Annotated in this window: 14 protein-coding genes and 1 riboswitch; of the genes, 3 read left to right on the top strand and 11 right to left on the bottom strand. The window is 54.2% G+C overall.

From position 1 onward, the window contains the following. Positions 1-2: 2 nt before the first annotated feature. From polX to zapA, 3 genes are read right to left on the bottom strand one after another with little or no spacing between them, the layout of a single operon-like run. Positions 3-1,727 carry a DNA polymerase/3'-5' exonuclease PolX gene (polX, locus tag JCR24_RS00980; RefSeq protein WP_238979926.1) on the bottom strand — a complete coding sequence of 575 codons (1,725 nt, stop codon included), beginning with the start codon at positions 1,725-1,727 and terminating at the stop codon, positions 3-5. Positions 1,728-1,768: 41 nt separating this feature from the next. Further along, a complete protein-coding gene (locus JCR24_RS00975; protein WP_020755584.1) occupies positions 1,769-2,308 on the bottom strand; it encodes a CvpA family protein in 540 nt (179 codons plus the stop codon). Then, a complete protein-coding gene (gene zapA, locus JCR24_RS00970; protein WP_021322154.1) occupies positions 2,301-2,576 on the bottom strand; it encodes a cell division protein ZapA in 276 nt (91 codons plus the stop codon). The genes JCR24_RS00975 and zapA overlap by 8 nt, the downstream gene beginning before the upstream one ends. Before the next feature lie 111 nt (positions 2,577-2,687). Between zapA and rnhC the strand changes: the two genes are divergently transcribed. Further along, the gene (gene rnhC, locus JCR24_RS00965) at positions 2,688-3,617 is read left to right on the top strand and encodes a ribonuclease HIII (protein ID WP_021322153.1); all 930 of its coding nucleotides are present in this window, start codon (positions 2,688-2,690) and stop codon (positions 3,615-3,617) included. A gap of 277 nt (positions 3,618-3,894) precedes the next feature. On the opposite strand, the gene JCR24_RS00960 is transcribed toward rnhC, so the two are convergent. From JCR24_RS00960 to JCR24_RS00940, 5 genes are all read right to left on the bottom strand, one after another. Further along, complete coding sequence (locus JCR24_RS00960; protein ID WP_081132331.1) at positions 3,895-4,560, bottom strand: type 1 glutamine amidotransferase domain-containing protein; 666 nt, start codon at positions 4,558-4,560, stop codon at positions 3,895-3,897. A gap of 131 nt (positions 4,561-4,691) precedes the next feature. Beyond that, complete coding sequence (locus JCR24_RS00955; RefSeq protein WP_021322151.1) at positions 4,692-5,318, bottom strand: hypothetical protein; 627 nt, start codon at positions 5,316-5,318, stop codon at positions 4,692-4,694. Between the two features lie 33 nt (positions 5,319-5,351). Continuing rightward, the gene (locus JCR24_RS00950) at positions 5,352-5,885 is read right to left on the bottom strand and encodes a matrixin family metalloprotease (RefSeq protein WP_081130547.1); all 534 of its coding nucleotides are present in this window, start codon (positions 5,883-5,885) and stop codon (positions 5,352-5,354) included. 354 nt (positions 5,886-6,239) lie between these two features. After that, complete coding sequence (locus JCR24_RS00945) at positions 6,240-9,404, bottom strand: MMPL family transporter (RefSeq protein WP_238979925.1); 3,165 nt, start codon at positions 9,402-9,404, stop codon at positions 6,240-6,242. Beyond that, positions 9,401-9,853 carry a MarR family winged helix-turn-helix transcriptional regulator gene (locus JCR24_RS00940; RefSeq protein ID WP_011232174.1) on the bottom strand — a complete coding sequence of 151 codons (453 nt, stop codon included), beginning with the start codon at positions 9,851-9,853 and terminating at the stop codon, positions 9,401-9,403. Before JCR24_RS00940 ends, JCR24_RS00945 begins: the two co-directional genes overlap by 4 nt. 277 nt (positions 9,854-10,130) lie before the next feature. Here JCR24_RS00940 and JCR24_RS00935 point away from each other — a divergent pair, with 277 nt between their 5' ends. Then, entirely contained in the window at positions 10,131-11,411 is a 1,281-nt protein-coding gene (locus JCR24_RS00935) for an alkaline phosphatase (RefSeq protein WP_238979924.1), read from the top strand. A 311-nt stretch (positions 11,412-11,722) separates the two neighbouring features. On the opposite strand, the gene crcB (JCR24_RS00930) is transcribed toward JCR24_RS00935, so the two are convergent. From crcB (JCR24_RS00930) to modA, 3 genes are all read right to left on the bottom strand, one after another. After that, on the bottom strand, positions 11,723-12,073 hold the full coding sequence (gene crcB, locus JCR24_RS00930) for a fluoride efflux transporter CrcB (RefSeq protein ID WP_011232176.1): 351 nt from the start codon (positions 12,071-12,073) through the stop codon (positions 11,723-11,725). Next, entirely contained in the window at positions 12,073-12,462 is a 390-nt protein-coding gene (gene crcB, locus JCR24_RS00925; RefSeq protein ID WP_238979923.1) for a fluoride efflux transporter CrcB, read from the bottom strand. Before crcB (JCR24_RS00925) ends, crcB (JCR24_RS00930) begins: the two co-directional genes overlap by 1 nt. A gap of 45 nt (positions 12,463-12,507) precedes the next feature. Beyond that, positions 12,508-12,570: riboswitch (Fluoride riboswitch) on the bottom strand. Positions 12,571-12,618: 48 nt separating this feature from the next. After that, complete coding sequence (modA, locus tag JCR24_RS00920) at positions 12,619-13,410, bottom strand: molybdate ABC transporter substrate-binding protein (RefSeq protein WP_033025967.1); 792 nt, start codon at positions 13,408-13,410, stop codon at positions 12,619-12,621. Positions 13,411-13,546: 136 nt separating this feature from the next. On the opposite strand from modA, the gene JCR24_RS00915 reads away from it, so the two are divergent. Then, positions 13,547-14,470: a helix-turn-helix transcriptional regulator gene (locus tag JCR24_RS00915; RefSeq protein WP_238980004.1), complete on the top strand. Its 924-nt coding sequence runs from the start codon at positions 13,547-13,549 to the stop codon at positions 14,468-14,470. Positions 14,471-14,530 lie beyond the last annotated feature (60 nt).

The raw sequence follows: 14,530 nt of genomic DNA, 5'->3' as shown, positions 1-14,530 counted from the left end.
ATTCATTTCTTTCGTTTGTCGCGCAAAAACTGTTGCAGCTTTTCAAGCGGCCATGTGTTGATGACCGTTTCCTTATGGATCCAACCTTTTCTTGCCGTCGCTACGCCGATCGCCATATCCTCGAGCATGTCCAAATGGTGGGCGTCCGTGTTAATGGCAATATACGCCCCCGCTTCCTCGGCTTTTTTCACGTAGGCCGCCGACAAGTCGAGCCGGTTTGGGTTGGCGTTTAACTCAAGCACCGTGTTCGTCTCCGCCGCGAGCTCCACGAGCCGCTCGATATCGACGTCATAGCCGTCGCGCTGGCCGATCAGCCGCCCGGTCGGGTGGGCAATGACATCGACGTACGGGTGGCGAAGCGCCGCCTCAAGCCGTTTCATGATCGTCTCGCGCGGCTGTTTGAACGCAGAGTGAATGGCGGCGATGACAAAATCAAGCTCCTTGAGCACGTCATCGTCGTAATCGAGCGTCCCGTCCGGCAAAATATCCATCTCAATGCCGGCCAAAATCGTAAAATCCGAATAGCGCGCGTTCAGCCGCTCAATTTCCTCGCGCTGGCGCCGCAACCGATCCGGGGTCAAGCCGTTGGCGACTTTCAAATAGTGCGAATGGTCGGTGATGGCGATATACCGGTAGCCGCGGCGGCGGCACGCCTCAGCGAGCTCCGCAAGCGAACACGACCCGTCGCTCCACGCCGAATGCATATGCAAATCGCCTTGAATGTCTTCAAGGCGCACAAGCGGCCGATCAGCGGAAAACCGCTCGATTTCCGTGCCATCTTCACGCAGCTCCGGCGGAATGTGCGGCAGCCCGAAATGGGCGTAAAACGCCGCTTCATCGCGGAACGTTTTCACTTCGCCTGTCGCTTCGTCTTCCACGCCGTATTCGCTGATTTTCTCGCCGCGCTCTTTGGCGAGCTGGCGCATGCGCACGTTATGCTCCTTCGATCCGGTGAAATGATGAAGCGCGGTCGCGAATTGCGCCTCGCTGACCAGCCGAAAGTCAACGGCCACTTCATCCTCATACTGGAAAAGAAGCGACACTTTCGTCTCCCCAGCGGCGAGCACCCCGCGGACGCGCTCAAAGCCGAGCAGCCCGTCGCGCACCGCAGCCGGACGGTCGGTGGCGATGACATAATCCAAATCTTTCACCGTTTCGTTCAAGCGCCGCAAGCTGCCGGCCCGCGAGAAGCGGATGACGCCATCAAGACAAGCGAGCTGGCGTTCAATGTCCGCCGCGATCGCGAGCACCCGAGCGAGCGGCAGCCGCTCGGGGCGTTTGCCTGCCTTTTCAATGGCCGCAAGCAGCTTTTCTTCCGTTTTCGCGCCAAAACCGGCAAGCGCGCGCACTTTTCCAGCCAAGCACGCTTCTTTCAATCCGTCCATATCGACAATGCCAAGCTCCTGATGCAGCTTGGCGATTTTTTTGCCGCCAAGCCCCGGGATCTTAAGCAAGGAAAGAAGCGTTTCCGGAATATCGCGCTTTAATTCCTCGAGCACCGATGATGAACCGGTTTCGACAAACTCGGTGATGATCGCCGCTGTGCTTTTGCCGATGCCGGGAATGGCGGTGAAATCGCCAATTTCCGCGAGGCTCCGCTCATCCGTTTCCAAGGCGTTCGCCGCTTTGCGGAAGGCGTTGACCTTAAATGGATTTTCTCCTTTGATCTCCATATACAGTGCGATCGTTTCAAGCAGGCGGATGACCTCTTTTTTATGGACGCTCATCCCCGTCCCTCCCTTTCCCGAAAAACCGCGGCCGCGCTCCGTCAAACGCGGCCATGAATCCACCAGTTGCCAAGCATCTCCGACAACACCGGCGTATGTTTCACAATCACGGTCGCCATGAGCGAACGCTGCAGCTGTTCTTGGACGCTGTCAATCGGCACGAGCGCACCGATATACAAAAGCAAAAAGACAAGCAAATACACTTCCGCAAATCCGAGCGCCGCCCCGGCCAAGCGGTTGACGCTGCGCAACAGCGGCAGCTGGGCGACGAAATCGAGCATCGAGCCGACGATTTGAAGCACGATTTTCACCACAAAAAATAAAAGTGCAAAGGAAATCGCCCGATAATAGGCATCGTCTAAATGGGTGCTCTGAAACAGCAGCTTCATCGTCTCCGGATCGCCAAACGTCGGATACGGAATCCAAAGGCGCAATGTCGGCACCAACCGTTCATAATACCGGTAAGCGACGTAAAAGGCGATGAAAAACCCGGCCATATGAATGAACTGGAGAATAAAGCCGCGCTTCAGCCCGATCATCGCCCCCAGCAACAGGACAAACAGCAGCACGACATCAATCATCCTGTTTCCCGTCCTTTTCCTGTTTCAGCTTTTCCGCCAGCCGTTGATATTCTTCTTTCAGTTTGAGATACTCACTGGCGATGTTGACGGCCGTCAACACGGCCAGCTTCGGCACATCGAGCAGCGGATTTTTCTCACTGAATTCATGCATTTTATCGTCAACGAACGCCGCCACGAGCCGGATGTGGGCCGGGCTTTCCGCGCCGACGATCGTGTAGTCTTGTCCATAGATGCGGACGCTCACCCGCGTTTTTGGCTGTTCTGTCAAGCTTTCTCCCCCATTTCGCCAAATCCTACTGTTTATCATATCATGAACGCTGGTATAATGGAAAGAAGCGACACACAGCAACGATAGAGAAGATAAAGGAGCGATCGAACGTTGTCAAACTATGTGATTCAAGCCGACCAACAGCTGCTTGACGCCTTGCGCGCTCACTACCAAGACGCCTTGTCCGACCGGCTTCCGGCTGGAGCGTTGTTTGCCGTCAAGCGCCCGGATGTCGTGATCACCGCCTACCGCTCAGGCAAAGTGCTGTTTCAAGGGAAAGCGGCGGAGCAAGAAGCAGCGAAATGGATATCAGGGGCGAGCGCCTCAAACGAAACAGCTGACCACCAGCCGTCCGCTTTGGCAGCTCATCAACTCGGGTCTCTTTCCGCCATCGGTTCCGATGAAGTCGGCACCGGCGATTATTTCGGCCCGATCGTCGTCGCCGCTGCCTACGTTGAGCGGTCGCATATCGCCAAAATCGCGGCGCTTGGCGTGAAAGATTCGAAACAATTGAACGATGAAGCGATCAAACGGATCGCACCAGCCATCATGGAAACCGTGCCGCATGCGGTCACCGTGCTGGATAACCCCCAATACAACCGCTGGCAGCGAAGCGGCATGCCGCAGACGAAAATGAAGGCGCTGCTTCACAACCGGACGCTCACCAAGCTGCTCGACAAAATCGCGCCTATCGAACCGGAAGCAATCATTATCGATCAATTTTTAGAACGTGACTCGTATTTCCGCTGCCTCGCAGGGGAAGCGCGCATCGTAAGCGAGCGGGTGCACTGCCTTCCAAAGGCAGAAAGTGCCCACGTATCAGTCGCCTCCGCCTCGATCATCGCCCGCTATGTGTTTTTAGACGAAATGGAGCGATTATCCCGCGCCATCGGCCTCCCGCTTCCAAAAGGCGCCGGCGCCATGGCCGATGAAGCCGCCGCCCGGATCATCCGCGCGCGGGGGGCTGAAGCGCTTGAGACGTGCGCCAAGCTTCATTTCGCCAATACGAAAAAGGCGCTGGCCATCGCCAAGCGCCGGTAATTGTTTCCATCACACCCATGGGAAACGGTAGCGTTGGCTCCGTTGCAAAGGTCGGCCCGCAGCAGCGAAACGCCACCGTTTTCCGTCCTTTTCACCTGTTTCGGTTTACAGATGGTTTGCTAACTGGTGGTCGACAACATGCGTGGTGAGCCGAGAAGAGTTCTCAACAAACTCTTGACTGACCGGGATTCATTTCCGGACAACGGCCAGAAAATCGTGCAAAAAAACAAGACGCGCCAAAAAAGCAGCGTCTTGTCACAAGTTCAGCCGATATTACTCACGCCCGCTCTTCCAGCGCGGCGACGACTTTCTCCGCCGTGCTTCGGCTCGATTGCGGGTTTTGCCCAGTGATCAAGTTGCCGTCGCGCACCGAGAAATCGGTCCATTTCTCGCCGCGGACGAAATTCGCACCGCGCAGGCGCAGCGTCGACTCGAGCAAAAACGGCATATGCACATCAAGCCCGACTTCACGCTCTTCTTCATCCGTAAATGACGTGACCGTTTTTCCTTTCACAATCGGCGTGCCGTCTTTGTATGTGGCGTTCACCAGCCCTGACGGACCGTGGCAGACAGCGGCGATGATGCGCCCGTCTTCGGCAAACTGCTGCAAGACGTATTGCAGCGTTTCGTTGTCGGGAAAATCGAACATCGTCCCGTGTCCACCGGGAAGGAAAATGGCGTCAAACCCGTGTGCATCGTCCTTGCTTAAACGTGTTGTGTTCTTCAGCGCCGCTTCCGCCTCCGCCCAAGACGGGTCTTTTTCATTGATGCTGCGCGGGTCAAGCGGCACCTCGCCGCCTTGAATGCTCGCCACTTTCACGTCATACCCTTTTTCTTTAAATACCAAATACGGTACGGCAAACTCCTCAAGCCAAAGCCCGGTTTTATGGTCGTCGGTGATCGTCGTATGGTTTGTCACCACCATGAGCACTCGTTTCGTCATGCCCGCATTCCTCCTTTAGGTTTTAGCATGTTCTCTACCATTCATCATACTTTACATTGGGCAAAAGCGGAAAAAATATGCTTGTGAAATCGAATCGCTCTTGATAAAAATAAGTGGAGGAAACGAAAACATCATTCCTCCACTGCTGCTTTCACTCTCGCTTTGAACGCCTTTACTTCTTCAGGTTTATAAATCTCCAGCAAATCCTTTTCTTTCGTCTTTAGCACCACTTGGTTGTTCTCAAGGACAAAGAAAAACGGATCTCCAACACTGTAATAACGGCCGGTCAAATTCGATTTTTTGACAAAAAAGATATAGGTTTGTCCGGATGCCAAACCGATGTAATGCTCATCTTGAACCATGGGCCCATCTTTGTCTAACCGCATTTGCTTTTGCTCAGTGACAAGAACATGAGCATTTGCGTGTCCTTTTAAAACTTCAATCACTTTTACATCATAGTCGACTCCTTCGATATAAATATTCGGATCTTCTTGTGCTGGATCGTTCGGATTACGCGCAAGATTTCGCGTACCAGCCACTCCTTCGACGATTCCAATAAAGATGCAGTCAGACGCCTTGCTCAAATCCTTTATATTTGTATATTTTGGACGATCAGAATGACTGATGGTATGGATATGCCGAGTTACTTTGGCAGTTCCTATTTGTTTATGGATATTCCCTTCATCCTTTATGAAATAGACGGCTCCGCCCACAAATATAACACCAATCGTCACGGCGAACAGCACCATTTTTTTCATCCTCTTTTTCCTCCCCTTGGATAGATGAACCCATTAATATCTTGCATTTACGCCATTAATGTCATCCTGCTGTGGAGTATAGATGCGCGTCCGATCACGATTCGAATTCATGATCGCTATCGCTGTCGAATGATCCAATCCAATTCCGTGCCCTAATTCATGCCCGGCTGCACTTCGAGCCACGTTGCTTTTTCCGATATTAATATTCCCTGCGTTAACCATAGCTGTAAAATGGAGTATCTCACTGCCTGAATACGTGATGTTGCAAACACCATATTCGGAAGAATCGGAAACATAGTAGGAGTTGAGCGTGTTGGAAGAACGGCTGCTGTAGGAAAACCAAACAGGGGTTGGCGTTCCATTCCAATCGGAGAGGGCATTTTCAAAAGCCGTCCGAATCACCGTGCCGGACGTTTGAAGATTGCTTCCCCATTTATACGTGAGGCCGCTTACTCCATCCTTCCAATAGTAAGGTTCTAAAACATAGGCGCGCACCATTAAGGGAGCTATCAAAATAGCTAACGTTACCGAGAATGGGACGGCGATTTTCCTCAACTTCATTTTCATCACTCCAACATTCAATATTTTGTAACTATGTTAACAAAAAAAATAAATAACATTCAATATATTCAAACAAAAACTCTTTTCTCCATGCGCCATACGATCCACATTCACGGGGAAAGAATCAAGGAAAACAACTATACAGAGCACGTGGAATATACGTTTCTGTTGAATCAAACAGAGCGCCTTGCTTTCTTTTTATGCGTGCGTAAAGGACTAAGGAAAAAGGAGCTGACCCAAGAGGGTAATGCCCCTTAAACCAAACACAACATATTGATTTTTATCGACCATTTTGCTGCTTCATACAGGAACAAGAAAGGGTGTCCCGGTCTCTTAGGACACCCTTGTTGACTCGCCTTCTTAACTGATTTTTTGTTGTTCCAGTCCAGCTGTCTCGCTTGCCGGCTGCCGAAACGGCCACCAGTTCGCGCGGCCGAACGTGCGGACCATGACCGGCACAAACAGCGGCAGAACGACGAGGGCGTAAAGGAGAAGCCCCGTCAGCACAATCGTCGCGATTTGCAAGAGCGACAAGACGCCGGACGGATACATCGCGGCGAACGTTCCGCCTAAAATGACGGCGGCCGAGATGATGACCGTCCCCATATGGCCCATCGCCGACAGCATCGCTTCCTTCACCGGCCGGCCGCGGTATTCGTTGAACCGATCCATGAGGAAGATGCTGTAGTCGATGCCAAGCGCCAACAGCAACACAAAGGCGAAGAACGACACCGCCCAGTTCAAGCCGGCATAGCCGAGGCCGTTGACGAAAATGAGTTCGGTGACGGCCATCGATGTGTAATATGTCAACACGAGCGACAAGATCAAATAGAGCGGCATGATAAGCGAACGAAGGAGCGCTGCGAGCACGATGGCGATGCCGATCAACATCAGCACGGCCGTCCGTTTATAGTCGGCGTTCGAAATCGCCTGCAAATCGGCGTACGTGCTGGTGACGCCGCCGACAGCGATCGTCGCGTCTTCCCACTTCGTTCCTTTCACTGCCCGTTCGGCCGCGGCGCGAATGTCATCGATGCGGCCGAGCGCCGATGTTGAATACGGATTTTCTTTTAAAACGACGTCGAACGTCACGATGTGGCGGTCTTTCGACATATACGCGTCTTTCGCCTGCGCAAAGTCTTTGCTTTCGCGCGCCTCTTTCGGCATGTGCCAGCCGGCCATTTCTTTCTCCGGGGCCGATGACAAATCGGCTAAATACGTTTCCGCCGTTCCGAGGCCGTCCGCCACTTTTTGAAGGCCGGACGCGCTTTGGTCCAAGCCATTTACAAGCTGGCCGAGCTGGCCGCCAAGCGCGGAGAAATGCTCAAGCAATTGGCGCTGGCCGCCGTTCACTTGCTCAAGCCCTCGGGAGAATTGCGGCAATTGGTCGACCGCCTGTTTCTGGCCGTCGGCCGCTTTCGTCAACCCGGCTTCGAGCTCCGAAAGCCCGGCGATGATCCGGTCCAAGCCGCCGTTGACCGCCGCTTGACCAGCCGCGAGTTGGGCGAACGATTCGTTCGCTTTCGCCAAACCGGCGCGCGCCTGCTCAAGCGCCCCGTTCAATTGCGTGAGTCCGTCCGCCATTTGTTTCGTCTGGCCGGACAAGGCGGCGACCGTCATTTTCGCTTGTTGGTATTGTCCATCTTGACGGAGTTCCGGATGCGACTGTTCGACTTGCCCGAGCATCGTCTGCACGGCGGCAAGCTGAGCGGCGACAGCTTTTAATCCCGCTTCGATTTGCCGGTACTGGCCGCTTAGCGCCGACAGTCCTTGTTCCGCCTGCTTGTAGCCGTCAAGCAGCTGCGTGGCGCCTTCCTGCAGCTTTTTCGCATTGTCGCGAAGCGTCACTAAGCCGTTTTTCAACTCACCGGCGCCCATTGCTCCCCGGCGCACCCCTTGTTCAATTTGACTGAGACCGGTTTGCAGCTGGCGCAGGCCGTCTTCAAGCCGCTCCGTTCCGGAGACGAGCTGGCCGACGCCGGATGACGCCTGCTTCAGCTGCGGAGCGGACGAGGACAACTTTTGGCTTGCCGCCTCAAGGCCGGAGCCGATTTTCTCAATGCCCTCTTTGCCGGCGCCAAGGCCGCTTTTCAGCTGTTTCGCCTGTTCGGTGACATACAGCTCCTGAATCGGCTCTCCCGTCGGACGCGTCGCCGAGCGGACGCTCGCCACGCCATCAACTTTTTCGATCTCACGGCTCATTTTCTCAATCAACGCCAGCCCTTCTTCCGAATCAAGCGGCTCTTTGCTTTTCAATACCACCTGCGTCGGCATGGCATCTCCCGGATTGAAATGATCGGCAATGATGTCAAACGCTTTGACGGAACGATAATGATCGCCGATCTCTTCCATGGAATCAAACGACAGTTTGCCATCATACGTCGCCAACACCGGCACGGTCACGACGGCGACAATCGCCAGCGCCAAAAGCGGACGGGCGAACGCAAATCGGCCAGCCGCGAGCCAAAGCCGGCTTTGCCCATGCTCGAGCTTCCCCCGCACCGGCCAAAACAGCTTCTCGCCAAGCACGGCCATGAAAAACGGCACAAGCGTCACGAGCGCCAAAAGCAGCACCGCTACCCCAACGGCGACGGCCGCCGCCGATTGGTACAGCTTAAACGTCGACAAACCGATCGCCGCAAAGCCGATCATGACGGCAATGCCGCTTGCGGCCACCGTTTTCCCAGCCGTCCGGTACGTGGCGACGATCGCTTCCACCCGATCGCCGCGTTTCGCCAGTTCTTCTTTAAACCGGCTCAGCAACAAAATGCAATAGTCGGTCCCAATGCCAAACAACACCGCGACTAAAAACGTTTGCGTGAACGTCGACAGCGGGAAATTCACTTTATCTACTAAAAACGCAACGACCGACTGCGAGACGACATACGTCGCCCCGACCGCGAGCAGCGGAATGAGCGGCGCCACCGGCGAGCGGAACACGGCGAGCAACACAATTAAAATAAAGACGACCGTGATCCCTTCCGTTTTCTTCACGCCTTCCTGCGAGCTCGTCACGACATCTTCATCGATCATCCAGCCGCCGGTGAAATAATGCTCGACCTTGACGCCATCGACCGCTTTATACAGGGCGTCGGTCAATTGCTTCGCCGTCCGCCCGGCCGGGTCGATGCTGACGGAAATGAGCATCGTCGTTCCATCTTTGGAGATGAGTTCTTTTTCCAACTCCCGGCTGGCAAACGGCGAGACGATGTTCGTGACATGAAGTTCCTCTTTTTTCTTTTCGAGCGCGTTTACCGCCCGTTCAATCTCTTTTTTATCGCCCGCCGTCAGCCCGCCTTTTTGGTAAAAGACAAGCACCGCGGATCGTTCATTTTGTTTGTTTTCCTGGCCGTTTGCCTCTTTGATCAATTTTGCCGCCAATGACGACGAGTAGCCGTCCGGCACGCTCAGCTGCCCTTTTTCCCTGACAAGCTCGCCCATGTTCGGCGCGGTCATCACAAGCACCGCCGCCATGATGATCCACGCCGCAAGCACAAACCATCTTCCTTTGATCATCGCCCTCATTTCGCTTCTTCCACCTCCTGCAGCACGCGGGCCAACCGTTCATACGTACGGATGAACGTTTCGATCTCCTCCTCTGGAAAGCGGGCGATCACTTCTTCGACGAGCCGATAGACGCTGCGGTCCATTTCCTCTACCCATGCTTCCCCCTGCTCCGTCAGCGATAAGACGATGACGCGCCGGTCGTTCTCGTCACGGTCGCGGCGCAGCCAGCCTTTGTCGACGAGGCGATTTGTCATCGCCGTCACCGCGCTTTTGTTCACGCCAAACATCGCAGCGAGCTCCGTTGACGTGCACGCCCCCCGCCTGCGGATGTAGCGAAGCAAATAATATTGATCGTGCGTCATCTCTTCGCAAAGACTGCCTTTGACAAGCGCCGCTCCGCGTTTCATCACGAGAAACGACACGGACAAATAGCGGTCAATCCACTCATCGATGTTTCGTCCCGGCATTGATTCACCTCCGTTTGTTTCATGATTGCACAATCAACCAGATGCTCTCTTGCACGGCGGCATTTGTCCATTTAGTTCAACTGTTGAACTATTAGTAACGATACCAAGGAAAAAAGAAAAAGTCAACGAGGAATGTTGGCAAAAGAGAACCCATTCTGTCGCCCCATTCGAATAATAAGGAAATGTTTTCAAAACGATTACATGGCATTCACGAACACTTAACATCCAGCTTGTACAATAAAAATGACAAAATCATCTGAAAAAGGAGAGGAGAACGATGTTCCAATCGAAACGCCGCACGGCTTTGCTCATCGCCGGGCTGAGCGCCGGACTGGCGCTGCATCAAGCCGGACAAGATGCATGGGCCGCCCCAGCGAAACAATCGAAGCCGTCTGAGGTGAAAAATGTCGTCCTTTTTGTCGGCGACGGCATGGGCACAGCGCATCGCAACGCCATTCGCCTTGCCACAAAAGGGATCGCTGGAGAATTGGAGATGGACGATATGCCATACAGCGGGCTTGTCCATACGAACTCCGCCGACTCGAAGTCATTCATCACCGACTCCGCTGCGGCGGCGACCGCGATCGCCTCAGGCGTGAAAACGTACAACGGCGCCATCTCTGTTGATCTGCAAGGAAAACCGGTGGAAACGATTTTGGAACAAGCAAAAAAAGCCGGCAAGGCAACAGGGCTTGTCACGACCGCCCAAGTGACGGACGCCACGCCGGCTGCGTTTGCCGCCCACACCGCCAATCGCTCTGCCCAAAGCGACATCGCCAAGCAATACATCGAACAAACGAAAGTGGATGTCATTTTGGGCGGCGGGGAAGATTACTGGTATCCTGCTGGAAATCCTGGCTATTACCCCGACCATCCAGCCGAAGATCCGGAAGAAGCAAGCAAAGGCACGCAAGGAAACTTGGTTGAACGCGCCAAGCAGCTCGGCTACACGTACGTCCGCACCGCCGATGAGCTGAAACAAGCGTCCGGCCGCAAGCTGCTTGGACTGTTTGCCAACGAAGAAATGTTCCAGCAGCGCCCCGAAGGAGAAGGAGATGTGTACAATCCCGTCGTGCCGCTGCCCGATATGACAAAAAAAGCGCTTGACGTGCTGTCGCAAAATAAAAAGGGCTTTTTCCTCGTTGTCGAAGAAGAAGCCATTGATGAAATGAGCCATGAAAACAACGGATCGCTCATGATCAAAGCGGGCCAGCAGCTTGACGAAGCGGTCGCCGTAGCGAAACAGTACGACAAGCGCCATCGGGATACGCTCGTCCTCGTGCTCGCTGACCATGAATGCGGCGGCTTGACGATCGAAACGCCGGGCGGCACGGATGAGTCAGGAGACGGCAAAACGATCTCCGGCGAAGACGGTCCGTTTCCAATTGCCCGCTCTACGCAAACGTTCGCCCTCGACTGGACGACAACAGGCCACACCGCCGCCGATGTGCCGCTGACTGCCATGGGCCCGGGAGCGGAGCGATTCACCGGCATTTATGAAAATACGCGCATTCATGACATTCTCGAACAATTATTGTTTGGAAAAAGCAGAAGATAACGCCATCCGTGTTTCGAACGTTGTCCTTCATCGATCTCCGTTTCCCCGCGAACGAATCGTTTGCGGGGAAGATTTTTCTATCCATTCATCCATACTGATTGCCTAGAAGGGCGGTGAAAAAACAATCATTCCTGCAAATCGGTCATTTTTGATCAAAGAGAAAAACAGATTTTACAAGGCTTATCAAATTGAAAAACACTGTTGTTGATTCACATTTTTCATTCAATCACCAGCCCTCTAAAAGCAAGCCAAGAACGTTCTTTTTCACAATCAACTAATTAAGAAACAATGCTTGTTTTTCGGCGCTGCGGTCACCGCCCCACGTGATAGCCAAGCCACGCGAGCCACACGCCACACAAATACGTAGCCGCCAAATAAACGACAACCTTCGCCCATTGGCGTTGCTGCATCATTTGCACGCTTTCCCATTTTAAGGTCGAAAACGTGGTGAACGCGCCCATAAAGCCCGTGCCAACAAGCAGTTTTGCGGCATCGGCGGCGCCGCTTCCGGCGAGCCAGCCGAGCAAGAAGGACCCAAGCAAGTTGACAATGAGCGTCCCGAGCGGAAAACGCGGCGAACGCCGAGCCGCCCAGCGGCTGACGAGATAGCGGGCCATGGCGCCGAAAAAACCGCCGATCGCCACAAACAGCGGTGCGTACATTATCCAATCCCTTCCTTCCGTTCCGGTTGAGCGGCGGCATATCCAGCCCATGAGGCGAGCAACCCGCCAAACAGGCTGGCAGCGATATAAACGGCCGCCATGCCAAAGCGCCCTTGTTCCATCAATTCCACACATTCAACACTGAGCGTCGAAAACGTCGTATACGAGCCGACAAAGCCGGTTGTGACCGCGGTCTTCCACCATGGCGGCCATGCAGGGAGGCGGGTGAAGAAAACCGTGAGCCAGCTGAGCAAAAACGAGCCTGTCCAGTTGATGAAAAGCGTCCCGAGCGGAAAGCCGCCGACGGCGGCGGCGGGAACAACCAAACCGAGGCCATAGCGGACAAGCGCGCCGATCATGCCGGCGATGCCGACAGCGAGATAGACCAATAAGGACCCCTCCTTCCAAAAATGAACAGACTCCTGCCGCTTCAATTTGCAGCAGGAGTCATCAGCCGGAAGCCGGCGGTTATGGCGAACTCCATCGCCTATTCGATTGGCATCGCCTTTATTTTACCATATATCCCCTCCCAATGGGAAGCAGATTCAACGGCTTGGTCGGAACCCGTGTTGTTCGAATATTTGGAGCGCTTGTTCGCTCGTCAAATAATCATACAACTCCCGCGCCTCCTTGAGATGTTTGCTCGTCTTGACAACACCAAGCGGATAGACGATCGGGTCGTGCATGCCGCTTGGCACGGAGGCGGCGATCTTGACTTTGTCCGACACGAGCGCGTCCGTCCGGTACACAAACCCGGCGTCGACGTTTCCGGTTTCCACGTACGTCAGCACTTGACGAACGTCTTTCGCGTAAACAAGCTTCGCTTTCACCTGCTCCCACAGCCCCGCCTTCTCCAACGTTTGTTTGGCGTACATGCCGGCCGGCACCGACTCGGGGATGCCGATCGCCACTCGTTTGGCGCGGGTGATGTCATCGAGCGACTGAATCGCCTCTTCTCCTTGTTTCGGAACGATGAGCACCAGCTCGTTGGCGAGCACGGTTTTTTCGTGTTTGGAATCGATCAGCCCTTCCTTTTTCAGTTCCTCAAATGGCTCGGCAGCCGCGGAGAAAAAGAGATCGACCGGCGCCCCTTCGGAAATTTGTTTTTGCAAGGCGCCCGACGCGCCAAAATTATATTGGATGCGGATGTTCGGGTGCTTTCGTTCAAACGCCGTTTTCGCTTCTTCCAGCGCTTCTTGCAGACTGGCCGCGGCGGAGATAGTGAGCTCCACTTTGTCCGCCGATTTCGTTTGCCCAGCCCCCTCTTTCGAACCGCTGTCGCAGCCATACAAGCCGAACAACAAGACCACCGCGACAAGCCATGCCATTTTTCGCATCTACATCCCCCTTATCTCCATTTAGATTTTTATATGTAATGATATCTAATTATAAATAATGATAAATAGTTATGAAAGAAAAAATTTTTTCACCTCCCTTTCTTTGCGCTACAATGGAAGAAAGGAGGATTGCATGATGCCGGAGCCGCAGTCATACACGATTGAAGAAATCGCTTCCTTACTAAAAGTGTCAAAACTAACGGTGTACGATTTAGTGAAAAAAGGGAAGCTGCCCGCCTTTCGCGTTGGGCGGCAAATGCGGATCACCGCGGATGATCTCAAGCGGTACATCGCCGGGCAAAAAGGGGAGGCAAGCACCGTTTCCCCCGCCGTTTCACGGCCGATCGAAACCGCTTTTCGCTCCATCATCATCAGCGGTCAAGATATGGCCCTCGATTTGCTTGGCGTCCATCTCGAGAAAGGCGGCCCTTATCAATCGCTTCGCACCTATACGAGCAGCCTCAACGGATTGATCGCTCTATACAAAGGGCAATGTGACATCGTCAGCGTGCATTTGTTTGACGGGCAAACGGGTGAGTACAACCGTCCCTATGTTGAAAAGCTGTTGACAGGCCATGCGTACATCATGGTGAACTTGATGCGCAGGCCGATCGGGTTTTACGTGCAAAAAGGCAATCCGCGCGGCATTCAAACGTGGAGCGACTTAGGAAGGAGCGACGTCGTGATCGTCAACCGGGAAAAAGGAGCGGGGGTGCGTGTGCTCTTGGATGAACAGCTGCGCCTGCATGGGCTGTCACCGTCCGCTATTCGCGGCTATGAGCGTGAGGAGACAAGCCATTTGAGCGTCGCCTCCGCGGTGGCGGCGGGTCTCGCTGATGTCGGCATCGGCACGGAAAAAGTGGCGCGAATGGCCGGCGTCAAGTTCATTCCGCTGATGAAAGAGCAGTATGATGTCGTCATGCTGCGGACGCGGGAGAACGAACCGCTCATCGCCGCCGTCTTGAACGTGCTTCGCTCCGATTCGTTCCGCACCGAACTCGAAGCGCTTGGCGGATACGATGTGTCGCAAACCGGGCAAATCATCGCCGAACGCGGCTGACAGGGCAGCACAACCGCATCTGTATCGACGCAACGAAAACGTTTACCATCTCCTTAACGG

The organism is Geobacillus sp. YHL, assembly GCF_022341265.1.
GTDB classification, from domain to species: Bacteria; Bacillota; Bacilli; order Bacillales; family Anoxybacillaceae; genus Geobacillus; species Geobacillus thermoleovorans.
Note: the sequence above shows the minus strand (reverse complement) of the source record. Positions and strands in the feature narration are given on the sequence as shown.

Coding starts and splice junctions, on each gene's coding strand:
- polX (WP_238979926.1), bottom strand. CDS start 1,727: ATGAGCGTCCATAAAAAAGAGGTCATCCGCCTGCTTGAAACGATCGCA.
- JCR24_RS00975 (WP_020755584.1), bottom strand. CDS start 2,308: ATGATTGATGTCGTGCTGCTGTTTGTCCTGTTGCTGGGGGCGATGATC.
- JCR24_RS00960 (WP_081132331.1), bottom strand. CDS start 4,560: ATGACGAAACGAGTGCTCATGGTGGTGACAAACCATACGACGATCACC.
- JCR24_RS00955 (WP_021322151.1), bottom strand. CDS start 5,318: ATGAAAAAAATGGTGCTGTTCGCCGTGACGATTGGTGTTATATTTGTG.
- JCR24_RS00950 (WP_081130547.1), bottom strand. CDS start 5,885: ATGAAAATGAAGTTGAGGAAAATCGCCGTCCCATTCTCGGTAACGTTA.
- JCR24_RS00945 (WP_238979925.1), bottom strand. CDS start 9,404: ATGAGGGCGATGATCAAAGGAAGATGGTTTGTGCTTGCGGCGTGGATC.
- JCR24_RS00940 (WP_011232174.1), bottom strand. CDS start 9,853: ATGCCGGGACGAAACATCGATGAGTGGATTGACCGCTATTTGTCCGTG.
- JCR24_RS00935 (WP_238979924.1), top strand. CDS start 10,131: ATGTTCCAATCGAAACGCCGCACGGCTTTGCTCATCGCCGGGCTGAGC.
- crcB (WP_011232176.1), bottom strand. CDS start 12,073: ATGTACGCACCGCTGTTTGTGGCGATCGGCGGTTTTTTCGGCGCCATG.
- modA (WP_033025967.1), bottom strand. CDS start 13,410: ATGCGAAAAATGGCATGGCTTGTCGCGGTGGTCTTGTTGTTCGGCTTG.
- JCR24_RS00915 (WP_238980004.1), top strand. CDS start 13,547: ATGCCGGAGCCGCAGTCATACACGATTGAAGAAATCGCTTCCTTACTA.